This window comes from Promicromonospora aerolata (assembly GCF_042682255.1).
Lineage (GTDB): Bacteria > Actinomycetota > Actinomycetes > Actinomycetales > Cellulomonadaceae > Promicromonospora > Promicromonospora aerolata.
Map to the genome: position 1 here is coordinate 1,059,164 of NZ_JBHUHF010000001.1, position 25,411 is coordinate 1,084,574.

16 protein-coding genes are annotated in these 25,411 nt (G+C 73.2%); 2 read left to right on the forward strand and 14 right to left on the reverse strand.

Annotation, left to right across the window (positions count from 1 at the left end; translation table 11 throughout):
- The 4 genes from ACFSL2_RS04845 to ACFSL2_RS04860 are packed head-to-tail and all read right to left on the reverse strand — an operon-like array spanning window position 1 to window position 8,082.
- Complete coding sequence (locus tag ACFSL2_RS04845) at window positions 1–2,655, reverse strand: GNAT family N-acetyltransferase (protein WP_377196755.1); 2,655 nt, start codon at window positions 2,653–2,655, stop codon at window positions 1–3.
- Complete coding sequence (locus ACFSL2_RS04850) at window positions 2,655–5,168, reverse strand: GNAT family N-acetyltransferase (RefSeq protein ID WP_377196756.1); 2,514 nt, start codon at window positions 5,166–5,168, stop codon at window positions 2,655–2,657. Before ACFSL2_RS04850 ends, ACFSL2_RS04845 begins: the two co-directional genes overlap by 1 nt.
- The gene (locus ACFSL2_RS04855; protein ID WP_377196757.1) at window positions 5,165–6,502 is read right to left on the reverse strand and encodes a lysine N(6)-hydroxylase/L-ornithine N(5)-oxygenase family protein; all 1,338 of its coding nucleotides are present in this window, start codon (window positions 6,500–6,502) and stop codon (window positions 5,165–5,167) included. Before ACFSL2_RS04855 ends, ACFSL2_RS04850 begins: the two co-directional genes overlap by 4 nt.
- Window positions 6,499–8,082: a pyridoxal phosphate-dependent decarboxylase family protein gene (locus ACFSL2_RS04860; RefSeq protein ID WP_377196758.1), complete on the reverse strand. Its 1,584-nt coding sequence runs from the start codon at window positions 8,080–8,082 to the stop codon at window positions 6,499–6,501. Before ACFSL2_RS04860 ends, ACFSL2_RS04855 begins: the two co-directional genes overlap by 4 nt.
- A gap of 230 nt (window positions 8,083–8,312) precedes the next feature.
- Between ACFSL2_RS04860 and ACFSL2_RS04865 the strand changes: the two genes are divergently transcribed.
- Window positions 8,313–8,675 (forward strand): hypothetical protein, encoded by a 363-nt coding sequence (locus ACFSL2_RS04865; RefSeq protein ID WP_377196759.1) that lies wholly within the window; start codon window positions 8,313–8,315, stop codon window positions 8,673–8,675.
- 18 nt (window positions 8,676–8,693) lie between these two features.
- Here ACFSL2_RS04865 and ACFSL2_RS04870 read toward each other — a convergent pair whose 3' ends face one another.
- Both ACFSL2_RS04870 and ACFSL2_RS04875 read right to left on the reverse strand, forming a co-directional pair.
- Window positions 8,694–10,382, reverse strand: a complete 1,689-nt coding sequence (locus ACFSL2_RS04870; protein ID WP_377196760.1) for a copper resistance protein CopC — start codon at window positions 10,380–10,382, stop codon at window positions 8,694–8,696.
- The gene (locus ACFSL2_RS04875; RefSeq protein ID WP_377196761.1) at window positions 10,379–11,068 is read right to left on the reverse strand and encodes a YcnI family protein; all 690 of its coding nucleotides are present in this window, start codon (window positions 11,066–11,068) and stop codon (window positions 10,379–10,381) included. Before ACFSL2_RS04875 ends, ACFSL2_RS04870 begins: the two co-directional genes overlap by 4 nt.
- A gap of 180 nt (window positions 11,069–11,248) precedes the next feature.
- On the opposite strand from ACFSL2_RS04875, the gene ACFSL2_RS04880 reads away from it, so the two are divergent.
- On the forward strand, window positions 11,249–11,473 hold the full coding sequence (locus tag ACFSL2_RS04880) for a tautomerase family protein (RefSeq protein WP_377196762.1): 225 nt from the start codon (window positions 11,249–11,251) through the stop codon (window positions 11,471–11,473).
- A 135-nt stretch (window positions 11,474–11,608) separates the two neighbouring features.
- Here the strand turns inward: ACFSL2_RS04880 and ACFSL2_RS04885 are convergent, their stop codons facing one another.
- The 8 genes from ACFSL2_RS04885 to kduI all read right to left on the reverse strand — a co-directional run bounded on the left by ACFSL2_RS04885 (window position 11,609) and on the right by kduI (window position 25,405).
- Window positions 11,609–17,374, reverse strand: coding sequence for a LamG-like jellyroll fold domain-containing protein (locus ACFSL2_RS04885; RefSeq protein ID WP_377196763.1), 5,766 nt, complete (start codon window positions 17,372–17,374; stop codon window positions 11,609–11,611).
- A 138-nt stretch (window positions 17,375–17,512) separates the two neighbouring features.
- Window positions 17,513–19,000, reverse strand: a complete 1,488-nt coding sequence (locus tag ACFSL2_RS04890) for an aldehyde dehydrogenase family protein (protein ID WP_377196764.1) — start codon at window positions 18,998–19,000, stop codon at window positions 17,513–17,515.
- A 52-nt stretch (window positions 19,001–19,052) separates the two neighbouring features.
- On the reverse strand, window positions 19,053–20,045 hold the full coding sequence (locus ACFSL2_RS04895; protein WP_377196765.1) for an ABC transporter permease: 993 nt from the start codon (window positions 20,043–20,045) through the stop codon (window positions 19,053–19,055).
- 2 nt (window positions 20,046–20,047) lie between these two features.
- Window positions 20,048–21,610 (reverse strand): sugar ABC transporter ATP-binding protein, encoded by a 1,563-nt coding sequence (locus ACFSL2_RS04900; protein WP_377196766.1) that lies wholly within the window; start codon window positions 21,608–21,610, stop codon window positions 20,048–20,050.
- Window positions 21,607–22,620: an ABC transporter permease gene (locus tag ACFSL2_RS04905; protein WP_377200768.1), complete on the reverse strand. Its 1,014-nt coding sequence runs from the start codon at window positions 22,618–22,620 to the stop codon at window positions 21,607–21,609. Before ACFSL2_RS04905 ends, ACFSL2_RS04900 begins: the two co-directional genes overlap by 4 nt.
- Before the next feature lie 2 nt (window positions 22,621–22,622).
- On the reverse strand, window positions 22,623–23,705 hold the full coding sequence (locus ACFSL2_RS04910) for a sugar ABC transporter substrate-binding protein (RefSeq protein WP_377196767.1): 1,083 nt from the start codon (window positions 23,703–23,705) through the stop codon (window positions 22,623–22,625).
- Between the two features lie 93 nt (window positions 23,706–23,798).
- Window positions 23,799–24,590 (reverse strand): SDR family oxidoreductase, encoded by a 792-nt coding sequence (locus ACFSL2_RS04915; RefSeq protein ID WP_377196768.1) that lies wholly within the window; start codon window positions 24,588–24,590, stop codon window positions 23,799–23,801.
- Window positions 24,587–25,405: a 5-dehydro-4-deoxy-D-glucuronate isomerase gene (kduI, locus tag ACFSL2_RS04920; RefSeq protein ID WP_377196769.1), complete on the reverse strand. Its 819-nt coding sequence runs from the start codon at window positions 25,403–25,405 to the stop codon at window positions 24,587–24,589. The genes ACFSL2_RS04915 and kduI overlap by 4 nt, the downstream gene beginning before the upstream one ends.
- Window positions 25,406–25,411 lie beyond the last annotated feature (6 nt).

Sequence of the window (25,411 nt, forward strand, 5' to 3'; positions counted from 1 at the left end):
TTAGCCGACCACCCCGCCCGCGAGCGCCCGCTCGCGGGTCAGGTAGGCCATCCGGGCCTCCTTGGGGCCCTGCGGCGACCGGTACGCGACGCGCTCGCCGGCGGTGAAGCCCAGGGTGACCATGCGGTCCAGGGCCTTCTGGTTGTTCGCGTCAGGTTCGCCGACGACCCGCCGGGTGCCCGGGCCGGCGAAGAGGAACTCGCACATGGCGGGCCCGAGCACGGTCCACGGGTCGTCGGGCGAGCCGTGCCGTGCGGTGGGTCCGCGGCTGCCGAGGAAGAAGTGCATCCCGAGGTCTCCGGGCTGCACGTCGTAGGCGGTGGCGACGGGGTCGTGCTCGGGGAGGTAGGCCTGGACGAGCACGACGGGCTCGCCGTCCCACCGCACGAGGTAGGCGTGGTGGGTGGGCAGGGACTCGACGAACGCGTAGGTGTCCCGCACGTCGTCGCGCGTGTGCTCGCGCATGCCCCAGTACGTGGCACGGGGCTCCTTGAACCAGTCGTGCAGCACGTCGGCGTCGGTGTCGGGGTCCACCAGGTGCACGGTGATGAGGCCGTCGGCGCCGAAGTCCCGGCGCCAGACCTCCTGGCCGCGTGCCCCGTTGAGCAGCCGGAGGGTCGTGTCCACGGGGTGGAGGCGGTCCCAGTCGGTGACGACGGGGGTGGTGGCCGCGTCGGCCCAGGCGGCGTGCTGGTCGTCGAAGTGCGGGCTGCCGGGGTGGCCGTCGGCGCCGAAGGGCACGCCCCAGCGGCTGTTCGCGCGGTCTGCCAGGTCCCACACGTAGCGGGCGACGGAGCCCCGGTAGGCGGTGGGGGCGACGCCCGGCGAGCCGCCGGTGCAGCGGACGGTTTCGTTGTTCCCGGAGACCGCGGCGTGCGCCACCTCGTGGGACGGGCCGGCCGGCCCGCCGGGCACCGGGCGCAGCGGGTCGGGGACGTGCAGGTCGCCCCAGGTCGACTCGTCCGGTGCGGTGGACGGGCCGGCGGCGTCCCCGGGGCTGCCGGCCTCGGTCAGTGCCCGGCTCGCCTCGGCGGCGGTATCGATACCCAGCCAGTCGGCCGCGAGGAGGCGCGCGAGCCCGGCACCGACCGCCGTCGGCACGTCGAGCGCGACGCCCAGCACCGCGGCGAGCGCGGGGTCGTGCCCGTGCGGCTCGTGCAGGGGCGCGAGCACGGGATGCGCGGCGAGGCGGCGGGCCAGGGTGTCGCGCCACCGCATGTACAGGGCGGCGTCGGAGGAGTCCGCGTCGACGTGCGCGCCGCGCGCCACCCAGGCGCGCAGGCGGCCGGCGGCCGCGGACGTGTCGTGCGCGAGGTGCCCGACGAGACCGTCCGCCCCCAGGTCGCGGGTGTCCCCGTGGATCCTGGCCTGGGTCTCGGGCGACTCGGGGCCGGACGCCGCGGCGAGCAGCTGCCGGATCCGTTCCGCGCGGTGCGGGGCGTAGGACCAGCCCAGGTCGTGGGCCTCCCGGCCGGGGCGCGCGTCACGCGGACCGGGTCCCGGGCGGCCGTCCAGCTCGGCGGACGGCTGGGTCCTGGGCCGCTCGTTCGCGTCGACGGCGACCTCGGTGACGGGCGTCGGCGCCGGGAGGTCGACGAACCCGTCCGCCGGCTTGACGGCCGGCAGCGCACGGTCGGCCACCGCGGGCACCTTGCCGGCGGTCATGCTGAGCACGTCGCCGGCGCTGTCCGCGGCGAGCACCCGGTTGACCGGGTCGACCCACCCCCGGAACGCGTCGGTGACGTCCCGCGCGGTCCGGGCGTGCAGCAGGCCGCGCCAGGTCGCGACTCCGACGTCGGCCTGCTCGCGGGCGGGCCAGTGCAGGCGCCACGTGCCCGGTCCGGCGCTGTCGGCGCCGTCGGCGACGACCTCGACGTGGTGCGCCAGCGCGTTGGTGATGCCCCACGCGACGGACGACCCGCCCGGCGACACGGCGTGGCCGAAGTGCGGGATGCCGGGCACACCGGGGAAGGCGAACCCGAGCACGTCGTACGGGGCCGCGGGGTCGGTGCACACGAGCCGGACCTGCTGGTAGGGCCCGGGGAGCTCGAGCGTGCGGTGCGGGTCGCCGGCCACCAGCGGGCTGCCCGACTCCGTGAACGAGCCGTGCACCGCCCACGCGTTCGAGCCGGAGGTCGCCCCGGCGTCCGCCCCGAAGAGCTCCAGGACCCGCTCCAGCGGTACGCCCGGCACCTGCAGGCGCCGGGCGACGTGCGCACGCCACAGCACGTTCGGGAAACCGTTGAACAGCACGTGGGTGGCGAGGAACACCCCGATGGGCGTCCACGGCGCCCACGGCCGGTGCGGCACGCCCGCCAGCTCGGGCACGTCCCGCCCGCCGGCGACCAGGCCGGCGCTCACGCCGTCGGCGTACGCGGCCAGCCAGGCCCGCTCCGGCGGTCGCAGCGCGTCGTGGATCGCCCGGGCCGTCTCCGCCAGCCGCTCCCGGGCGGCGAACCGGTCCCAGGCGGCGCCGGCCGCGCCGGCGACGTCGGCGAACCGTTCCTCGGCCCGCATGCGGTCGGCCTCGATCTGCAGCCCCCGGTCCTGAGCGGTCACCCAGCCCTGGCCGTAGGCCACCGCGGTCTCGGAGGCGGCCCGCACGTGCGGGATGCCGAGGTCGTCACGAAACAGGTCGAAGTCCACGTTCTCCATCATCTCTCCGTTCGCCGCCCGGTCGGCCTGCCGGCCGGGTTGGCGAGCGTACCCGCGTAGATCAGGGACTCCGACTGGTTGGCGAGGTCCACCATCTGCAGCGTGTTGCGCAGCTGCAGGCGGTTCAGGCACGAGTGCGCGAAGCGGGCGGCCCGCAGGTCGACGCCCAGGTGCGCGCGGGCCCCGGAGCCGGACACGTCCGGGTGCTCGGCGGCGTGCCGGTCGATGGTCTCGGCGACGAGCGCCCAGAACCGCTCCTCGTCCAGCACCCCGTCCTCGGCGAGGATGCCGGACAGGTGGCGCAGCACGCCGTCGAACACGTCGGTGAAGACGGCCAGCGCCTTCTCCTCGTCGTCGACGGCCGCCCGGATGCGCTCGACCCGCTCGGGCAGGGGCCGGTCGCCGAGCACGGCGACCTCCTCCCCGATGTCCTTCATGAGGGTGCGCCGCACCACGCCGTCGCGCAGCACGAGGATGAGGTTCTCCCCGTGCGGCATGAACGCCAGCTCGTGCCGCAGCAGGCAGTGCACCAGCGGGTACAGGTAGGCGTCGAGGTAGGCGCGCAGCCACTGCTCCGCCGAGAGGCCCGACTCCCGGACCAGGGCGGTCGCGAACGACACCCCGCCGGCGTCGCGGTGCAGCAGGCTCGCCATCGTGACGAGCCGCTCGCCCGCCGCCAGCCCTGCAACGGGCGACTCGCGCCACAGGGCGGCGAGCATCTTGCGGTGCGGGTTCGGCTGCCCCTTGTGCAGCGGAGCGCGGTGGTACACGTCGCCCGTGTAGCCGGCGGCGGCCACCTCGCGCAGCACGCCGAACCCGGCGGTGCGCAGGGTCGCGTCCCCCGCGACCAGGTCCGCCACCCAGTCGTTGATCGCCGGGGTGGCGCGCATGTAGGCCGGCGAGAGCCCGCGAAGGAACCCCATGTTCTGGATCGCGAGCGCCACCTTGACGTAGTGCCGCTCGGGGCGGGTGCGGTTGAACAGGGTGCGGATCGACTGCTGGGGCTGGTACTCGTCCGACCCGGGCCCGAGCAGCACCAGGTCGTCGCGGGCGACGTCGGCGGCGAAGGTGATGGCGACCCGGTGCTCCCACTGCCAGGGGTGCACCGGCAGGTACAGGTAGTCGGCCGGGTCGTGGCCGCGGGCGGCGAGGCGGTCGGCGAAGGCGGCCCGCTCGGCGTCGGACAGCTCGCCGGGCACGCCCGGGGTGCCGTAGTGGCCCGCCTCGGTCTGGTCGGCTGCGAGCGCGAGGTGGGTGTGCGCACGGCGGGCCGCGAGCCACAGCACGCGCATGCGCTCGCCCCGTTCGGGCGCGTAGGCGCGGTAGTCGCTCAGGGAGAACCCGATGCGGCCGTTGTTCGCGACGAAGCCCGGGTGCCCCTCGGACATCGCGGCCTCGACCTGCTGGAATGTCTCGGCCACCGCCCGGGTGCCGGACGCGGCCCGCATCGCCTCGAGCAGCCCGCTCACCGACGGGGTGTGCCCGTCGAGCTCGCGCTCCCGCTTCGCGGCCGCACCGGCCAGGGTGGCGGACAGCTCTTCCAGGTAGGTCGCGAGCAGGCCGTCCGGCACCTGCAGCAGGGGCTGCAGCTCGGCGACCAGCTCGAGCGCGTCGACGGGGAGGGCGACGTCGCCGCGCATCCCGGCGGTGGCCGTGCGCCGGACGGACGCCGGGTCGACCACCCAGTGCTCCAGGGCGTACCGGCGGGCGGTGAACCGGTAGGTGACGCCGTCGAGGGCGAGGCGGTAGCCGTCCGGTGGCGCGCCGGGCGCGTCGTCGGGCTCGGGCTGGAAAAGCCGCTCGTGCGCGAGCTCCGCGAGCGCCTTGGCCACGAGGTGCCGGTGGGCGTGCTCCATGTGCTCGGCGGTCAGGTGCGTGGCGAGCAGGCTGGAGCCGGGCAGCGGACCGGTACCGAGTGCGGAGGCCGCGAAGTCGGCCCGGGTGGCGACGCTCAGGGCGGCGCGCTTGGCGTGGGCGCCGCGGCCGAGGTCGACCTCGCGCAGCACGCGGAAGCCGGCGGCGGCGTTCTTGGCGGCGATCTTCCGGTTGCCGACGTCGGGCTCGACGACGACCCGGGTGGCGCCCAGGCCCGCGCCGGCTCGTCCCCCGTCGGACAGGCAGAACCGCATGACGGCGGTCATCACGGCGTCGGTGAGGCCGTGCCGGGGCGGGTCCGGCGGGGCGACGAGCAGGTGCATGCCGAGGTCGCCGGGCCGGGCGTCGTGGACGTCGGCGAGCAGCACGCGGGCCGGGTCGTAGGTCTCGGTGAGGAACACCGGCTCGCCGTCGAGCCGGCCGAGCCAGGCGGCCTCGTGCGGGGCGGCCTGGAGGCCGGCCAGGTATTCGCGCACCTCGTCGACACGCAGCTCGCCCATCTGCCAGGAGGACGCGGCGGGGTGGGCCAGCCAGCCCTGGACGAGCTCGGCGTCCCGCACCGGGACCACGGGCTCGAGCGTGATCTCGCCGAGGCGCGTCCTGGTGGCGAACGCGTGCACGGTGGTGGGAGCGCTCATCGGACGGCCTCCAGGGCGTGGGCGTCCGGCAGGCCGAACTGCTGGAACGCGATCCGGCGCTCGGTCGTGTAGGGCCGGCGTCCGGTGATGTCGGCGAGGATCACGGAGCTGCGCCAGGGGCCGAACCCGAGGTCCGGCGCGGTGACACCGTGCGTGTGCTCCTCGCCGCCGACCACGTGGATCCGGCGGTCGTCGTCGACGGTGTAGCCACGCGTGACGGCGTACCGGCCGCGGTGGTCGAGGTTGACCAGGCCGGGCGCGAGGAACTCGGGCACGGCGGCGGCGTAGCCGGTCGCGGCGACGAGCGCGCGGGTGCGGTGCTCCGCCGTCGTGCCGGTCTGGGCGTGGCGCAGGCTCAGCACGTACTCCCCCGCGCCGTCAGCGCCGTAGGCGTCGAACCGGGCGGCGACCACCTCGGTGTCGGACAGGAGCGTGGTCGGCACCTCGGCGCCCAGGGCCGACCTGCGGTACAGGGTGTCGTAGATGTCGTCGACGAGGTCGGCACTGATGCCCTTGTAGAGGTTGCGCTGCTCGCGGCCCAGCACGTCACGCACCTCGGCGGGCAGGGCCACGTAGTGGTCCGTGTACTCGGGCGACGTCATCTCCAGGGTCAGCTTGGTGTACTCCATGGGGAAGAACCGTGGCGATCGCGTCACCCAGTCCAGGCGGTGCTCCCCCGCCCCGGTGCCGCAGCCGTCCAGCAGGTCGCGATAGACCTCCGCCGCGGACTGCCCGCTGCCGACCACCGTCACGGAACCGGCCGCCGCGAGCTCCTGCCGGCGCGGCAGGTAGTCGCTCGTGTGCACCACGGGGCCGGCGCCGTCGAGGCCGTCGAGCGGGGCCGGCAGGCGCGGCTGCGTCCCGGTGCCGAGCACCAGGTGCTTGGCACAGTATTTCTCGACGCCGCCGGGCGTCTCGGCCGTCACCTCGAACAGATAGCCGCCGGGTGCGCCGGGGTCGGCGACCCGTACGACGCCCGTGACCCGCCGCGCCCAGCGCAGCGCCGGGAGCTGCTCGGCCACCCAGCGGCAGTACGCGTCGTACTCGGCACGCAGCGGGTAGAACGACTCCCGGATGTAGAACTGGTACAGCCGCCCGGTCGCCTTGAGCCACGCCAGGAACGAGTACGGTGACGTCGGGTCGGCCATCGTCACCAGGTCGGCCAGGAACGGGACCTGGAGGGTGGTGCCCTCGATCAGCATCCCGGCGTGCCAGGAGAACCCGTCGCGCTGGTCCAGGAACACGGCGTCCACGTCGTCCAGGGGCTCGGCGAGCGCCGCGAGGCCGAGGCCGAACGGGCCGATGCCGACGCAGAGCAGGTCGTAGGTCCTCATCGGGCGTCCCCCTCCGCCCGGGCGAGCCGGGGATGCACGGCACGGCACGGCGGCTCGTCGATGCCCGTGAGCGCCTCCCCCGCGAGCAGGCCGTGGGCGGCGGAGCGGACGAGCTCGAGCACGCCGCGGATGTCGGCGAGCGTGGCGTCGGGGTTGAGCAGCGTCAGCTTGAGGCAGGGGCGGCCGTCGACCACGGTCTTGGCGACCAGGGCGCGGCCCGAGTCGAACAGCACCCGCCGCACCTGGGGCACGAGGGCGTTCGCGTGCTCGGGGTCGAGCCCGTCGGGCTCGTACCGGAACAGGACGGTGGACAGGTCGGTGGTCCCCACGACCCGGAAGTCGCGGTCGGTCGCGAGATCGTGGTGCACGGCGGCGGCCAGGTCGCAGACGGCGTCCACCATCGCACCGATCCCGTCGGCCCCCAGCGCGCGCAGCGTGACCCAGAGCTTGAGCGCGTCGAACCGGCGCGTGGTCTGCAGGGACTTGTCGACCTGGTTGGGCTCGGCGTTCGCCCGCGGGTTGAGGTAGTCGGCGTGCCAGGCGACGGGGGCGAGGTCCGCTCGTTCGCGGACGACCAGCGCGCTGGAGGACACGGGCTGGAAGAACGCCTTGTGGAAGTCGACGGTCACGCTGCGGGCGCGCTCGATGCCGTCCAGGAGGTGGCGGCGCGTGGGGCTCACGAGCAACCCGCACCCGTAGGCGGCGTCGAGGTGCAGCCACACGCCGACGGCGTCGCACAGGTCCGCGACCGGGCCGAGCGGGTCGATGCAGCCACGGTCGGTGGTGCCGGCGGTCGCGACGACGGCGATCACGGTGTCGCCGGCGCGTTCGACGTCGACGAGGGCCTGGGCCAGGGAGTCCGGGCTCAGGCGCCCCTCGGCGTCGGTGCCGACGGCCACCACGGCGCCGTCGGGCAGGCCGAGCAGGAGGGCGGACTTGGCGATGCTGAAATGGCTGACGCCGGTCGCGAGGATGCGCATCGACTCCAGGGCGACACCGGCGGTGCGCGCCTGCTCGCGCGCCAGGAACAGCGCCTGGAAGTTGGACTGGGTGCCGCCGGAGGTGAAGACGCCGTCGGCACCGCCCTGGGTTCCCGGACCGTCGACGGCGAACCCGATGCGGCCGGCCGTCCACTCGATCAGCCGGCGCTCCATGAACGTGGCGACCGTGGACTGGTCGTAGGTGTCGACCGAGGTGTTGATGGCGGCCAGCATCGTCTCCGCGCCCACGGCGGGCAGCGCGACCGGGCAGTTCAGGTGCGCCGCGTAGGTGGGCTCGTGGAACCAGATCGCGTGCTGCGCGTACAGGTCGCCCGCCTCGCGCAGGGCCTGGCGCGTGCCCGACGCCGGACCGTCGAGGTCCACGGCGTCCACGAGCGCGCGGAGCTCGGACGGGGCGGCGCCGGAGAACGGCTGCGTGACGGCGGAGAGCCGGGCGGCGACGTCGTCGGCCACCTCGCGGACCGTGTCCGCGTAGCTGCTCGCGGTGGCGCCGCGCAGCAGCGCGGTCGTGTCGTGCCGCGCGCCGAGCGCGGGAGCGATGGTCGCTGGCTGCGGCACTGCGGGCAGGCGTGCGGGCATACGGGAGGCTCCTCGGGGAGGGTTTCGGGCAGGACGACGCACGCCGGCCGAGCCGGACAGCGCACCATAACTTAGGTTTGCCTGACCTAACCTAATGGCTCGCCGGGTCGCGTCAAGCCAGGGCCGAGAACCGGTACGTGGTGCACGTCACTCCCGCCCGCCCCGCACGTCCCGGGTGCGACTGCGGCGCACCTCCGAAACGGTGGGAGGACGCCGAGAGGAGACGGAACATGACCGAGTTCGCAGCGCCCGAGGGACCCATCCGCGAGGTCACCACCGGGATGACGGTGGTCGACGCCGACGGCGAGACCGTGGGGACCGTCGGCCACGTGCACACCGCCGGCCGCAGCACCGCACCCGCCGACCGGCCGTCCGAGGCGGCGGGCGACCCGTTCGGCTGGGTCGCCGAGACGTTCGACTCGGGCACCGGCCTGAGCCGGATGTCCCAGGAGCGGCTCGCCCGGCTCGGGTACGTCCGGGTCGATGCCGGCGGGCTGTTCACGGGCCACCGCTACGTCGAGGCGGACCAGATCGCCGCCGTCGCCGGGGACGAGGTGCGGCTGTCCGTCGCCGCGGACCAGCTGCTCGGCTGAGCCGGCCGGGCCCGCGGCTCACGGCCCCGGCACGCGGAACGTCACCGTACGCACCGGGTTGTCGAACTCCGTGGTGCGCAGCGACACCTGCACCGTCCACTCCCCTCCGGTCGGCAGCACCACCTCGCCCGCGTAGACACCCGGGCCGAGCGAGGCGACCTCCACGACGCCGAGGTCCACCTCGTCGGTCGCCAGGCTGAGCTGCGGCGCCTCGTAGCCCTCCACGGGCTCGCCGGACCCGTCGGTCATCGTGATGGTGAGCGTGGCCGGCCCGACCCGCGGCGGGTCCAGGCTGATCCGCGCCGAGACGTCGTCCAGCCGCACCGACTCGCCGGCGCTCTCCCCCGCCCCGTCCACGGAGGTGACGGCCACGTCGGCCTCCGGGCTCCGGTCCACGAGGGCTCCGGTGACGAACAGGACGGCGACCAGCACCCCCGCCTCCGCGAGCGCCGTGCGCACCACCGGCGTGGCCGGGGACCCGCGGTCGCGGCGGCGCGCGGGCGCGCGAAGGCGCGGCATCAGGGCGTACCGGTTCCACGCGGCGAGGGCGATCGCGACGAGCGCGATCAGGACCTTGACGAGGAGGAGGGTCCCGTAGCCGGAGCCGACGAGCGCGTCCCAGGATCCGGCGACCCGCCAGGCGAGGAACGACCCGGCGAGCACGAGCACCGCGAGCAGGCCGGCGGCCCAGGCCGAGAAGCGGCCGAGCACCGCGCCGGCGTCGCCGCGGGCGAGGTCCCCGAGCACCAGCACGATGGCCACCAGACCGCCGAGCCACAGGGTTCCCGCGGCCAGGTGCAGCACGTCCACGCCGATCACCAGCGCCTCGGGCGTCGCGGCCCGCGTGTGGCCGGTGAACGCCGGCGCGGTGACTGCCAGCAGGGCCCCGGCCAGCACGAGTGCGGCCTGCGGCCGACCGGGGGCCGCCGCCGGGAGCGCCCCCACGGCCAGGGCGAGCCCCAGGACCACCGCGGCGGGGACGGCGTACTCAGCGGGTGCGAGGGACGACCAGGTCGAGCCGTCGGCGACCGCCGGGAACGGCAGGCCGAGCTGGTAGAGCGCGATCAGCGGCACGGCCAGCGACCAGCCCAGGGCGGCGACGCCCGCCGCCGCCCGCGCGACCGGCCGGAGCCGGGCGCGCGAGCGGTCGGCGGCCCCGTCGCGCGGGAGGAACAGGACCGAGAACGCCGCGACCCCGGCAGCGACGAGCAGCCCCACGTAGCCGGTCCCGCGGACCAGCCCGAGCAGGACCGGCGCCTCGGTGTCGGCCTCCGCGCCAGCCGGCACGTCGACCACGTCGCTGGGAGCGCCGACGGCGAAGGTCAGCGAGCCGCCGATCGGGTGCCCGTCCGCGGACACGAGCCGCCACAGCACCACGAGGGTGCCGTCCGGGACCTGGTCCTCGTCGAGGTCGACGAAGAGCTGCGACTCGGTCACCGAGGCGGAGGAGGGCACCTCGGCCCCCGTCGCGTCGAACACCTTGATCCCGGCGGGGACCCCGATCACCGACTCGTCGAAGGTGAACGTGACCCGGTCGGGGGCGGCGTCGAGCACCGCGCCCTCCGCGGGGTCGGTGCTGACGAGGGTCGCGTGGGCGGCGACGGGCCCCGCCGGGCCGAGGACCAGCGCGCAGGCGACGACGAGCAGGAGCAGCCAGCCGCCGGCGCGCCGCCGCACGCCGCCGCGGCCCACGCCGCTGCGGGTCACCGGTTCCGGCGGCGGCGCAGCAGGACCGCCCCGCCCGCCAGGCCGCCCGCGGCCAGGACCCCGGCCGCACCGTAGACGAGCAGCGGCCTGCGCTCCTCGGCGCCGGTCGCCGCGCCCGCGGCTTCGGCGCCGGCCTCTGTCTCGGTATCGGTATCGGTATCGGCTCCGGGTTCGGTCTCGGCTCCGGCTCCGGCTCCGGCTTCGGCAGAGGTCACGACGACGACGGGCGCCGGCCGGTCGAGCGCGTCGTGGCCCTCGTCGTGCTCGGCGACCTCGGTCCAGGCCACCTCGCCCTGCTCGCACCGCTGGACGACGGGGAAGACCAGCGTCGTCCCGGCGGTCTCGGGCAGGCGCAGGGAGAGCTCGACCTCGTCGTGCTCTCCGTCCTGGAGCGGCTCCTCGGTCGTGTACGTGAGGGCGTCCGGGGTCTGGTCGACCGTCCAGCGGCCGGTGCTCGAGGCGGTCACGTCCGCGACACCCTCCGGCATCCGGATGGAGACCGCCGTCGTGGCCGAGCCCTCGCAGCCGTGCGGCACCTCGACCCGGAGGACGGTGGTGGCGCCCGCCGCGGTGGTGGACGGCGTGATCGTGACGTGGGCCATGGCGGACGTCGCCCCGAGAGCCACGAGCCCGGCGGCGGCGAGCCCGGACAGGATCACGCGGCGGACGGCTGTCGTGCGTTTCATGGTGGCTCCCGAGAGATGAAGGGCTGAGCAGACCAAACCAGCCTGCTGAACTGCTGTCAAGAGTGTGAACTGGGTTGTGGAAGTCATGGACGGCGTCCCGCGGTACGCGTACGGTGGTTCATGTCACTGAATCAAGGTCGCACCCGTGAACACGGCTGCGACCGCCTCCGGAGGGAAGACATGCCCAACATCAACGTCGAGCTGCTGCGCGGCCGTACCCTCGAGCAGCGTCGCGAGTTCGCCAAGGCCGTGGCCGACAGTGCCGTCGAGATCCTGGGCGCCCGGCGCCAGGACGTCCGCATGGTGTTCAGCGAGATCACCCCCGACATCGTCGCCAACGGCGGCGTGCTCGCCAGCGAAGACGAGAGCCGCGCGGGCGTGGTGGCCTCGCTGGCCGACGACTGACGCCCGGGTTCCCTTCGAGACCTAGGTTGCTTCGCTTTGAACCCGCTCAAAGCGAAGCAACCTAGGTCTCGAAGCGAAGTTGACGCGGCGTGGGCCCGGAGGATCCGTCCTCCGGGCCCACGCCGCTCTCACGTGCTACTGGACCCGGAGCGTCACCTTCGTCTCCGCCCTTAGGGCCAGCTCGCTGCCGAGGTAGGACGCCGTCAGCGTCAGGTCGCGGCCCTTGGGCCGGGCCACCTCAAAGCTGGCCAGGCCGTCCTCGACGGCCCCGACGAGCGTCTCACCGCCCTGGACGGCGACCCGCACCTCCCCCGTGACCGGCACGTCGTGCTCCGCGGTCAGCGACACGTCGATGACCGCCTGCTTGCCGCGGGCCTTCGTCGCCGTGATCTCCATCGTGGGCACCACCTTCTCCACCGTGACCCGCACCGTCGACGAGGCGGCACGGTGGTCGGCGTCACCCCCATAACGGAGAGTGAGGTCGTAGGTGTCCGGTGCGAGCGACGTGGCCGGCAGGACGAGGGTTCCCCGACCGTCCGCGATCGTCGCCCTGCCGAGGCTCGTGTCGCCGTCGAGCAGCTCCACCTCACCCGTCGCCGTATCGGGCGACACCGCCACGGAGACCGTGCCCGCCGTCCCGTAGACGATCGGCAGCGCCACCCCGGCGACCGCCGTCACCGTGGGCGACTTCACCGTGATGGTCACCCTGGCCGGCGCGGAGAGATCCTTCCCGTCGTCGGCCCGGTAGGTGAAGACGTCCTTGCCGGAGAACCCGGCGTCGGAGGTGTAGGTGAAGGACCCGTCCGCCGCCAGCGTGACCTCGCCGTTGGCGGGCTGCGTCACCTCGGTAGCGGTCAGCACGTTGCCGTCCGCGTCCGTGTCGTTGGCCAGCACGCCCGGGGCCGGGAGCGTCAGCGGCTCCCCGCCCACTGCCTCGTAGGCGTCGGCGGCCGCCTCCGGAGCCGTGTTGGCCGGTGGCTGCTCCCCCTCCTCCACCGTGATGGTCACCGTCGTCGCCGCCGACGTCGCGGCGCCGTCCGACGCCTGGTAGGTGAACGTGTCCGTGCCGGCGAACCCGGCGTCGGGCGTGTAGGTGAACGAACCGTCCGCCGCCAGCTCGACGGCGCCGTTGGCGGGCTGGGTGAGCCCTGTCGCCGTCAGCTCGTCACCGTCGGTGTCGGTGTCGTTGGCCAGCACCCCCGGCGCCGCCACCGTCAGCGGCTCGTCCTCCACGGTGCCGTAGGCGTCGGCGGCACCCACCGGCGCCGCGTTGGCGGGCGTTCCGGCGTGCAGCTCGCCCACCTGGTCGGCGGTCAGCTCGTACCCGAACATCCGGAAGTCGTCGACCAGGCCGTCCCAGCGCGCGTCCGGCCAGCTGGTGCCACCGATCAGGTTGGTCGTCGTCTCGCCGCCCACGCCGACGTCACCGATGGTCACGGTGAAGTCCTCGCGCGTGGCCTGGAGCTCACCGTCGAAGTAGATCTTCCCGACCGAGCCGCTCTGGGTGAACACCACGTGCGTCCACTCGTTCAGCGGCAGGTCGTTGCCCTGGCCCAGGACCAGACGCTCCTGGGCGCTGCCCGGGGTGCCCGGCGCCTTGAACGTCGCCGCGAAGCCGGTGGCCCCGCTGGTCTGGGTGTTGGACTGCAGCAGGAAGAACGTGTCGGTGCTGCTGCCGATCTGCAGCAGCGGCACCCAGGTGGGCAGGGCGTCCGGGCGGGCCCAGATCGACACGCTGAACTGGTCGTCCATGCCCGCTTCGATGTTGTCGGGGAGCTCGACCTGGTTGCCCGTCCCCGACGCGCCGCCGGGCAGGCTGATCCCCGCACCGAACCTGCCGTCCGCGGTCCAGCCCGCCGCCCCGGAGAGCGTCGCCGCTCCGACCGAGCCGTCGAGACCGGAGTTGGCCGCCGTCGTACCCTGGCCCTCGTCGAAGGCGTAGTGGATCGGCGTCCCCTCGCCCGGCGGTGGCCGCTCGACCGTGTGCTTGACGGTCTGCGCGGAGTCGCGCCACCCGTCGTCGGCGACGAAGCGGACCTTGATGTCGTGCTCCCCCGGTGAGAGGGCGACACCGGTGAACCGCACCGCGCCGTCGACCACGTCGACCTGTCCGCCGATGCGGGTCCCGTCGACCCACAGCTCCGCGACGCCCGAGGGAGCCGCACCGGAACCCGCACCGATCACGGCCGAGACGTCGACCGGCTCGCCGAACGGCGACGGCGAGGCCTGCTCGACGGTGACCGTGGTGGTCGTGGCGACCGCGGTGCCGTCGGCGTACATCGCCGCGATGTCGGCATCGCCCAGGGCCGACGTGTAGACGCGAACGTCGTCCATCAGCCCGTCGTAGGCCGGGTCGGGGAAGCCGTTGCGCCCCAGCCAGTTGTTCGCCGTCGGCCCGACGTCGGTCATGTCGATCGTCAGGTCGTCGCGGGACGCGATCGGCTCGCCGTTCAGGTACAGCGTGCCGGTCGCACCCTGGCGGGTGAACGCCACGTGGTTCCACTCGTCGACGGCCACGTCACGGGTCGGCGTGGCGTAGACCCGTTCCTGCAGTGCGGCTCCCTTGGCCTTGAACGTCGCCGCGAGCCCCGTACCGCCGGCGGCGGCGTTGGTCTGCAGCTGGATCTGGAAGAAGCTGCCCCCGTCCCCGAGGCCGTCCCCGAGGTGGAACAGGCCCGCCCAGTCGGATTTCGCCCGCGGCTTCACCCAGAACGACGTGCTGAAGCTCGCCTCGCCCTGGAGCAGGTTGTCGGGCAGGTCCACCGCGTTGGTGTTGGCTCCACCGGCGAGGTCGACGGCGCCACCGTGCACGCCGTTCTCGCTCCACCCGGTCAGCCCCGTCAGCGTGGCGGCGCCCACGCCCATCTCCGTGCCGGTGTTGGCCGCGCTGGTCCCGTCGCCCTCGTCGAACGTGTAGTGCACCGGCACGTCGGAAGCTCCCGGGTCGGAGCCCACGACCACCAGGTCGTCGATCATGACGCCCGCACCGGAGTCGCCGGCGGTGACCGTCAGGTCCTGCGACCGCGCCCCCGCGACGAAGGTGCCGACGTACGTCGCGAACCTGTCCTGCGACGACACGTCCGCCTGCGCCGTCAGGGTCGCCGACAGGTCGCCGACCGAGAGGTTCGCGGTACCGGGTGCGGTGCCGGCGGACCGGCTGTCGCGGGCGTAGCGCAGCGAGAGCCGGTACTCGCGGCCCGGGTCGAGACCCTTGAGCGTGCGGGTCAGGCTGCCCTCGTCCCCCACCCCGAGGTGGTACCCGGTCCGGCCGAGGCCGCCCTGGCTGGGCTCGGCCGCGCGGACCAGCTGGACCGTGCTGTCGACCTCCCACGGGGACATCCGGCCGTTGCCCGGCTCGACGTCCACGACGGCGGGCGGGTTGGCGGAACGCCACTCGGCCGGGATGCGCGGGTACTCGAGCTGGTCGACCAGGTGCGGCGAACGGGCGTCCATCGCGACCTTCGGGTCGATCTGGACGATGTCGGCCACGGACGGCGTGCCGTCCTCGTCGAAGACGAAGAGCATGTACGCACCGGGCGGGGCGTACGTGCCGTCGACCGGGGTCTCGATGGTCAGGGCGTCCCCGTCCTGGGCGAACGCCAGGTCCTGGAAGCTCTGGTCATTGTTGAACCCGTGCGTCACCGAGCCGTTGCGGACCAGGGTGACCCGGGAGACCGGACCGTCGGCCTGCACGTCGAACGTGCCGTCGTAGCCCAGCTTCTTGGGCACCCCCGTGACCTCCGGACGCACCGCCGGCTCGTCACCCTCGAAGAGGTACGCCGGGGAGTAGAACTCCACGTCCGTGTAGTTGCGCGGGCCCGGCGTGCCGCCGCCACCCACCATGAGGCGACCGTCGGGCAGGAGCAGCGCGGTCGAGTGGTAGAGGCGGGCGTGCTCGTAGGGCACCTCCACCTCGGTCCACGTGCCCGTGTCCGGGTTCCAGATCTCGGCGTTGGTGACGTAGCCGCCGTTGCCGTTGTTGTCGCGAGCACCGCCGGTGACGATCACGTTGCCGTCGGGCAGCACGGTGGAGGTGGCCCAGTGCCGCGCGTGCTTCATCGGCTCCGTCGCCTCGACCACCGGCGCGTCGGTGCCGCCCGTGATGTCCACGGTGAAGCCGGCCCGGGCCCCGTCCGGACCACCGCCGTTGGCCCACCAGCCGCCGCCGACCTGCAGGATCTTGCCGGGGCGGTACATGGTCGCGGTGGACGTGGCACCGACCGGGTTGCCGAGCTCGTCCTGGTCGGCGATCTCGGCCGGCAGGGTGCCGCGCAGGGTCACCGCACCGTCGCCCGAGGGGTCGAGCTCGTACATCTGCGTACCGGTGATGTTGAAGACGTTGCCGTTGCCCGGCGCGACGAAGGCCCGCGGGTACCACCAGCGGTTCTCGTCGGGACCGTTGCCGTTACCGCCGTCCCCGTACGCCGCCGCGCTGGTGGCGCCCTCGAGGAGCTTCCAGGAGCTCCCCTCGTCCGGGGTGTAGATCTCGGGGGTCAGCACGCCGGGCCCACCGGGGCCGCCCTTGAGGCTGCCGCCCTGCACCACGACGGAGCCGTCCGGCAGGGTGGTGCCCGTGGGGTACCAGCGCGGGTAGTTCATCGGGGCCTCGTTGTGCAGCCCCTGGTTGGTCGTGTAGCTGGTGACGCCGAGCGACGCGTCGTTGGGCGCGTTGCCGCCCAGGCCGTCGTCACCACCGACCGTCAGGGTGGCTCGCCGGTGCGGCATCTGCACCTGCATGGAGCAGAACAGGTCGGTGTACGTCGTGTTCTCGACGAGCCCCGTGGTGACGTTGGCCGCTGTGCGCGGCTTGTCGGGGTCCCAGATGTCGATCTCCATCTGACCGCCCTGGGTGACGCACGAGTTGCCGCCGAAGTCGTAGGGGCTGCCGTCGGTGCAGCCCGAGGAGACGCTGCCGAAGGACTGCACGCGACCGTCGGACGTGAGCGCCGCGTTGATCGGGACCAGCGGCCACGGGGTGACCCCGCTCCAGGAACCCTGCTCGGACTTGTCCGGGGGCGAGCAGTCGGCGGGCAGCAGGCCGGCGGAATAGGCCAGGCCGTTCTTCATCTGCGTGCGGATCGGGGCCTCGGCGTACGCCGTGCCCTCGTGCCCCATCCCCGAGTACCAGGACCGGCCGGAGTCGATCTCCTGGCACCAGGTGATCGGGTGGCTGGTGCCGTTCTCCCCCATGCCGTAGGACGTCTCGTCGGCCTCGAGGAGCGTACGCACGTGGGGTGCCGGGTTGACCACCCAGTCGTACCACTCGTCGCTGCGGGTGAAGTCGGCCGGCAGCCCCTGCGTGAGCGGGTGCGTGCTGTCCTTGACCACGACCCGGCCCGGCCGCACCGCGGGGTCCTCCGGGTGGCCCTCGGACACCGCGCCGACCAGGCGGGCGTAGAAGGGGTTCACGTCGTGCTCGCTCTGCCCCACCGACCAGCCGGTGTAGTGCAGGCCCATGTAGCCGCCACCGCCACGGATGTAGCTCTCCAGCGCGGCCCGCTGGTCCACGTCGAACAGCACGCCGCCGGTCTGGGCGAAGACCACCGCGTCCTTGGTCGCGAGGTTGTCCGTGGTGAACGCCGCGGCGTCGTCGGTCTCCTGGATCTCGACCGGTTGGGAGTACTCGGTGCCCAGGTCGTCCGCCAGCTCGCGCACGGCCTGTCGGGCCTGGACGTGGGAGGCGTGGAAGTTCGGCTTGTAGAACAGCAGGACGCGCAGCACGCCGTCGTCGACGGACCCCACTGCCGCCTGTGCGGACGTGGTGGCGGGCGCGGCGTGCGCGACGCCGCCGACGAGCGGTGCTGCCACCGCCAGGGCGACCAGCATGGCCGCCAGGCGCGCGGGTGCTCTGCGGAGGCGGCGCGCGTCGCGCCGCCGGTCAGGTCTGCGTAGCAGGTTCATCGTTGAATCCCTTTTCGCACGTGGTTCATGGGCATGACGGCGGCCCGGACGGCCGGCCCGTAGGGGCGGGCCGGCCAGACCTCACTCCGGGTGTTGCCTGTGGTGCCTGCGTTACCGTTCAGCGCTTGTGGCGCTCGTTCAGCGGAGCTCGGCGATGACCGTCTTCAGCTCCGTGTAGTCGTCCAGGCCGAACGACCCCAGTTCACGGCCCCAGCCGGACTGCTTGAAGCCACCCCGCGGGAGGGTGACGTCGTCCGCGTGCCAGGTGTTGAGCCAGACCGTGCCGGCCCGCAGCCGGCTCCCGACCCGGTGGGCCGTGCCGAGGTCGCGCGACCACACGCCGGCGGCCAGGCCGTAGACGGTGTTGTTGGCGGCGGCGACGACCTCGTCCTCGGTGTCGAAGGGTATGGCGGTCACGACCGGACCGAAGATCTCGTCCGTCTGGACGGCCATCTGCTCGGTGACCCCGGTGATGAGGGTCGGCGAGAAGAAGTAGCCGCGGTCGGCCGCCGGGTCGGCACTGCCCGCGGCGAGCGTGGCGCCGTCGGCGACCGCGCCGCGGACGTAGCCCATCACCTTCTCGTGCTGCTCCTGCGAGACCAGCGGCCCCATCGTGGTCGCCGGGTCGAACGCGTCGCCGACCGTGATGGCGCGGGCCGCCGCGGCGACGCCCTCGATCACCTGGTCGAACACCTCGCGCTGGACGTAGAGGCGCGAGCCGTTGACGCAGCACTGGCCCTCGTTGAAGTAGCCCGCCAGCGCGGCCCCGGCGATCGCGGCGTCGAGGTCCGCGTCGGCGAAGATGATGTTGGGCGCCTTGCCGCCGAGCTCCAGCGACACCTTCTTCAGGTTGCCGGAGGCGGCCGCGGCGATCTTCTTGCCCACCTCGGTGCTGCCGGTGAAGGCGACCTTGTCGACGCCGGGGTGGTCGACCAGGGCGGCGCCCGCGTCCCCGAACCCGGGCAGGACGTTGACGACCCCGGCCGGGACGCCGGCCTCCAGCAGCAGCTCGCCGAGCCGGAGCGCGGTGAGCGGGGTCTGCTCGGCCGGCTTGAGCACTATCGTGTTGCCCGCCGTGATGGACGGGACGATCTTGAAGCAGGCCATCGTGAGCGGGAAGTTCCACGGCACGATGCCGGCGACGACGCCGATGGCCTCGCGGCGGGTGTAGGCGTGGAACTCGCGGCCGGGCACCGACATCGGGATGGTCGTGCCCTCCATCTTGGTGGCCCAGCCGGCGAAGTAGCGGAACAGCTCGGCGGCCACGCCCACGTCGCCGCGGGCCGACGCGAGGCTCTTGCCGTTGTCGAGCGACTCGAGCTGCGCGAACTCCTCGGCGCGCTCCTCGATCATGTCGCCGATGCGCCACAGGAGGTGCGAGCGGTCACGCGGGGTCATCCGCGACCACGGGCCGGTCTCGAACGCGTCGCGGGCGGCTCTGACGGCACGGTCGGCGTCGACCGCGGAGGCCTGGGCGACCTGGACGAGCACCTCCTCGGTCGCAGGATTCACCGTGGCGAAGGTCTGGCCGTCCTTGGCGTCCACCCGCTCGCCGTCGATCAGCAGCTGCTGGGGCGAGGAGAGGAACGAGGAAACGGCGGGCAGAAGGGGGGAGCTCTCGGACATGGGGAACCTTCCGTAGGTCGGGGTGGTCGGACGGGAGTGGGGTGGGCCGCGGCTACTTGATGATCAGCACCTTCGATCGGTCGAGGGTGAGCGCGACGGCGGCGACGATGATCGCACCGTAGAGGATCTGCTCGTAGGCCGACGGGACGCCGACGATCGGCAGACCGACGCGCAGCAGGGTGACCACGAGCGCTCCGGCGAGGCTGCGCCACAGCGAGCCGTGACCGCCGGTGATGGCGGTGCCGCCCACCACGATGGCCGCGACGGCCGGCAGCAGCAGGTTGTCGGCCATGGTCGGGCTGCCGCTGAAGTTCCGGGAGACGAGCATGACCGCGGCGAGGCCGGCGCAGGCTCCGGAGACCGTGAAGGCGGCGACCTTGACCAGGTCGACCGGAGAGCCGGCCAGCCGGGCTGCCGACTCGGAGTAGCCGGTCGCGCGGATCCAGCTCTCGACCGGCGTGAGCCGGAGGACCAGCGCGAGCACCCCGATGACGATCAGCGCGACCAGGAAGGACATGGGCACCACGCCACCGACGTAGAGGGTGATCCAGTTCGTCGCGTCCCGGTCGACCACCCGGATCGGGCCGGCGTCCGAGATCACCAGGGCGATCGCGGCGAAGATGCTCATGCCGCCGAGCGTGACGATGAACGACGGGATGCGCAGCAGCACGTGGGCCAGGCCCTGCAGCGCCCCGATGGCGCCGGTGGCCGCGACGACCGCGACGACCGTGAGGCCGCCGAGGTCGGGCAGCCACAGGGCGAAGAAGACCGTGGCCAGCGAGCAGAGCGCGGCGATGGACAGGTCGATGCCGCCGCACAGGACCACCAGGGTGGCCCCGGCCGCGAGCACGACCAGCGGTGCGGAGGTCCGGGCGACGGCCGTGAGGCTGCTCTGGGTCAGGAAGCCGGGGTCCGCGACGGCCAGCGCGGCCAGCAGCACGACGAGCGCGATGACCGGCATGAACGACGTGAGCCGCTGGCCGACGGTCGGCCGGCCAGGGACGACGGCGTCGGCGGCCGGTGTGGTGAGGACGGGTGCGGACATGCTCAGACCATCTCCTTGACCAGGTCGAGCGGAGTCGGCTTGCTCCCCGCGGGGGCGGCGACCTCCGTCGTCGCCCGGCCGTCGCTCATCACGACGATCCGGTCGGACATGCCGATCGCCTCCTCGAGGCTGTCGGCGAGCAGCACCGTGGCCACGCCGCCGGCGGCGAGCTCACGCATCAGGCGGTACACCTCCGAGCGCGCCCCGATGTCGAGGCCGCGGGTCGGGTGGTCGAGCAGCAGCAGCCGGACGTCGCCGGCCACCAGCCAGCGGGCCAGGACCACCTTCTGCTGGTTTCCGCCCGAGAGGCGCTGGATCGCGGTGCCCCGGTGCGGGGTGCGGATCGAGAGCCGCTCGATCCACTTGTCCACCAGCGTCGCCTGCTTCCGCGGGCGCACCAGCGGTCCGGTGCAGCGGGACTGCTGCTTGGTGAGCGTCATGTTGTCGGCGACCGACATGGGGCCGACCATGCCCTCGATCTTGCGCTCGGCCGGCACGTAGCCGACCCCCGCGGCACAGGCCGCGCGGGTGCCCGACAGGTCGAGCCGCTCGCCGTCGAGGACCACCTCGCCGGCCGTGGTCGGCTCGGCGCCGAAGAGCGCCCGGCACACGTCCTCCCGGCCGGAGCCGTGGACGCCGACGATGCCGACGATCTCGCCCGCGTGCACGTCGAGGTCGACGTCCCGGAACGTCTTGCCGGTCAGGCCGCGCACGACGAGGCGAGGCCTGCCCGGCTCGTCGGACCGGTCGGCGGCCGCGCCGTGGTAGTGGTCGTCGGCCCCGGTCGAGCCGATCATCATCCGGTGCAGGTCCGCCGGGGCGGCACCCGCAGCGGACACCTCGCCCACCGACCGTCCGCCGCGCAGTACCGCGACCCGGTCGCAGACGTCGAGCACCTCGTCCAGCCGGTGCGAGACGAAGACGACGGAGGCGAACTCGCGCAGCCGGCGCACCTGCGTGAAGAGGGTCTCGATCTCCTTCGACTCCAGCACGGAGGTCGGCTCGTCGAGGATGATCACCGGCGGGTGGGACGTGCGCTCCTCGATGCGGAGCACCTTGGCGATCTCGACCATCTGCCGGTCGGCGAAGGTCAGGGAGTCGGTGCGGGCGAGGGGGTCGATGTGCGACCCGATCTTGTCCAGCTGCTCCTGCGCGAGCCTGCGCATCGTGTTCCAGCGGTAGACGCCGCGGCGGACGCCCGGCCCCTCGCTGCCGAGCACGATGTTCTCGGCGGCGGTGAGGTTGGGGACCAGCGACTGCTCCTGGAACACCATGCCGATGCCGTGGGCGGCCGCGTCGCCGATGCTCCCCAGCCGCACCTTCTCGCCGCGCACCCAGATCTCGCCCCCGTCCGGCCGCACCAGCCCGACCAGCGCCTTGAGCAGCGTGGACTTGCCGGCGCCGTTCTCGCCGGCCAGGCCGAGCACCTCGTGCTGGTGCACGACCAGGTCGACGCCGTCGAGCGCCTTGACGCCCGGGTAGTGCTTGACCAGCCCGCGCACCTCGAGGGCGTGCGCGGGCGCCGGCACGTCCGGGCCGGTCTCGGTCTGCAGGTTCGTGCTCACTTCGTCACCTGGTTCCTACGACGCTGTGGGATGACCGCGGCCGCGACGGCCGCGACGACGATGAGGCCCTGGACACCGCCCTGCCAGTAGGGGCTCACCCCGATCTGGACGAGGCCGTTGGTCAGGACCGTCACGAGCAGGACTCCGACCGCAGAGTGCAGGATGCCGCCGCGGCCGCCGATGAGCAGCGTGCCGCCGACCACGGCGGCCGCGATGGACGAGAAGTCGTAGCCCCGGCCCGCCTGGACGAGGCCGGCGCCGAGCTGGCTGGTGACCAGCACGCCGGCGAGACCGTAGAACGCGCCCGCCATCGTGAAGACCGCCACCTTGTAGGGCGCCACGCGCACGCCGGAGAGCGCCAGCACCTCCTCGGCGCCGCCGATCGCGAAGGCGTACCGCCCCAGGCGCGAGTAGCGCTGGATCAGCCAGCCCACGACCACGCAGCCGAGAGCGATCCAGGTCAGTCGGGCCAGCCCGAGGAACCGCTCGACCGCCCAGCCCTCCAGCAGCGCGTCGGAGATGTTGGGCTGCACGCCCGCGAACATCAGGGTCGCCAGGCCCAGGCCCACGGCGGAGACGCCGAGCGTGGTCATGAACGACGGCACCTTCAGCACGACCAGGGCGAGCCCGCTGAGACAGCCCAGCCCCGCCCCGAGCAGGACCGCGACGACGACGCCGAGCAGCCCGAAGTCGTTGTCGTTGCGGTTGTTCGCGACCAGGAGGGCGACCGTGATGGCGGACGCCCCCATGATCCCGGGGGCGGACAGGTCGATGGACCCCATCATCAGCACGAACGTGATGCCACAGGTCACGACCGTGAGGACCGCCGCGGCGTCCAGGACGTTCTGCACGTTCGAGAGCGTGCGGAAGCCGGGGCTGAGGACCGCGAAGACCGCGAAGATGACGACGAGGGCGATCGGGGGGCCCGCGTCCCGGAGCGGGACCCCCCGCCGATGCTGGGGGCGCCGCGCGTGCACGACCTCGGGGCCGGCTTCGGCGGGGGATGTCATGGTCACGACATCGCGCCCTGCGAACGGCTGAAGAGGTTGTCGCAGGCGAAGTCGGACTCGTCGACCTCCGGGGAGACGAAGTCGGTGACGTTGTCCTGCTCGATGAGGAACTGCTCCGCGAACCAGGCGCGGTCGTCGGGGGCGATGTCCTCGACGGCGAGCTCACCGGTGGCCACGCAGTAGCCGATGGCCAGGCCGATGCCGCCCTGCCACGGTCCGTCGCTGGACACCGTGGCCGTCATGGTGCCGTCCTCGATGGCCGTGAGCGCGTCCGGCACCGCGTCGATGCCGACCACTGCCACGTCCGTACGGCCGGCCTGCTGCAGCGCCTCCAGCGCACCCAGCGCCATGTCGTCGTTGGCGGCCCAGATGCCCTTGACGTCCTTGCCGTGCTTGGTCAGGAGCGTCTTGGTGACCTCGAGCGCCTCCGCGCGGGAGAAGTTGGCGGTCTGGTCGTCGAGCAGCTCGACGTCCGGGTTGGCCGCCAGCGACTCCTCGAGCCCGGCGAAGCGGTCCTTCGCGGCGCCGGTGTCCAGGATGCCCTGGAGGGCGACGATGCCCCCCGAGCCGCCGATGGCCTCGGCCAGCGCGTCACCGATCTGCTTGCCGGACTCCACGCCGTTGTAGGTGATGTGCGACAGCCACGAGTCGTAGTCGGCAACCTTCAGGTCGGCCGGCTTGTTCCACTGGGTGACGAGGTAGGCCCCCGCCGCCTCGGCGCCCTCGACGATGGGCGGGGTGTCGGAGTCCCCGTTGGGCAGGATGTTCATGACCAGGCACTCGGTGTCGCCGGCCAGCAGCTGGCTGATCTGCTCCTGCTGCCGCGTCGAGTCGCCGTCGTAGGTGAGCCGCTCCTGGGTGAGACCCACCTGCTCGGCGAAGGCGTCGCCGCCCGTCAGCCACGCGGCCTCGTAGGGGTTGGACTCGTTGCGCACCTGGCCCACCAGGGTGACGTCCGCGGGGTCGCAGGCGCCGGCCGCGGTGGCGGACCCGCCCCCGGCCGCCTCCTCGGTGCAGCCCGTGAGGGTGGCGGCCAGCAGGGTGACCCCGATGGCCGCAGCTGTGTGTCGAGAGGTGAACTTCATTGTCGATCCTCGATTTTCGTTCGATGCCGGTGTCCCGGCGGTGAGTTCGATGCCGGTGTCCCGGCGGTGGGGACTGCGGTGGAGAGAGGTACGTCAGCGTGCCATCCAGCCTCCGTCGACGGCCAGGACGTGACCGTTGACGTAGTCGGCAGCCGAGGAGCTGAGGAACACCGCCGCACCGGCGATGTCCTCAGCGGTGCCCCAGCGCCCGGCCGGGATACGGTCGAGGATGGAGCGGGAGCGGTCCGCGTCCTCGCGGAGCGCGGTGGTGTTGTCGGTGACCATGTAGCCCGGCGCGATGGCGTTGACCTGCACGCCGTGCGGCCCCCACTCGTTGGCCAACGCCTTGGTCACCCCGGCGACACCGTGCTTGCTGGCGGCGTACGACACGACGCGCAGGCCGCCCTGGAAGGACAGCAGGCTGGCGATGCTCACGATCTTGCCGTGGCCGCGCTCGACCATCGGCCGGCCGAGCTGCTGGGTGAGGAAGAAGAGCCCGTTCAGGTTGACGTCGAGCACCCGCTGCCACGAGTCGCGGCTGACGGCGACGGAGTCCTCGCGGTCGATGATCCCGGCGTTGTTGATCACGATGTCGATCTGCCGCGAGCCGTTCAGGTCGGCGCTGACCCGTTCGACCGCGTCGAGGTCGCTCACGTCGAGGTCCACGACGTCGACGTCGACGCCGAGGTCGGCGATCCGGGAGCGGGTGGCGTCCTGGTTGCCCGGCCGTCCGAGCAGCACGACGTCCGCCCCCGCGCGGGCGAGGCCGAGCGCGGTCGCCCGGCCGAGGCCACGCCCCGCGCCGGTCACCACCGCGCACCTGCCGCGCAGGTCGAAGGGCGAGCGGGTCTCGGTGGCCGGCTCCGCGGCCAGGTCGGTCGTCACAGGTCCTCCAGCGCCACGGGGCTCAGGTCGGTGTAGGCGTTGTTCTCGCCGGCCATCGCCCAGATGAAGGCGTACGACCCGGTGCCCGCGCCGGAGTGGATCGACCAGGGCGGGGAGATCACCGCCTCGCGGTTGCGCAGCACCAGGTGGCGGGTCTCGCCCGGCCGGCCCATGAGGTGGAAGACCCGGTCCTGCTCGTCGAGGTCGACGTAGCAGTAGATCTCGGTGCGGCGGTCGTGCAGGTGCGGCGGGAACGTGTTCCACACCGAACCACCGGCCACGACGGTCACCCCGAACTGGAGCACGGACGTCTGCAGGTCCTGGCCCCAGGCGTAGCGGAAGAGGTTGCGCTCGTTGGCGGCCTCCGCCGAGCCGAGCGCGACCGGCGCCACCTCGGTGTGGCGCAGCGCCTGGGTGGGGTACGTCGCGTGCGCCGTGGCGGACACGAAGTAGAAGGCCGCCTCGGCGCCGACGAACGACACCTCGCTCCCCCGGCTGACGTACAGCCCGTCCAGATGGTCCAGCTCGAACTTCTCGCCGTCGACGACGACGTGGCCGGCGGCACCGACGTTGATGACGCCGAGCTCGCGTCGTTCGAGGTGGGTCTCGGTACCCAGCACCTCGGTCCAGGCGGGGAGCCCGAGCTGGCCGGTGCCGGGGACGGCTCCGCCGACCACCATGCGGTCGTCGTGCGTGTAGGTCCCCCGGACCTCACCGCTCGCGAAGAGATCTCCGACCAGGAAGTTCTCCCGCAGGTCCGCGGTGGTGGCCGTCTCCGCACTGGTCGGAGAGGTCGAGTATCGAACCTGGATCATGTCATC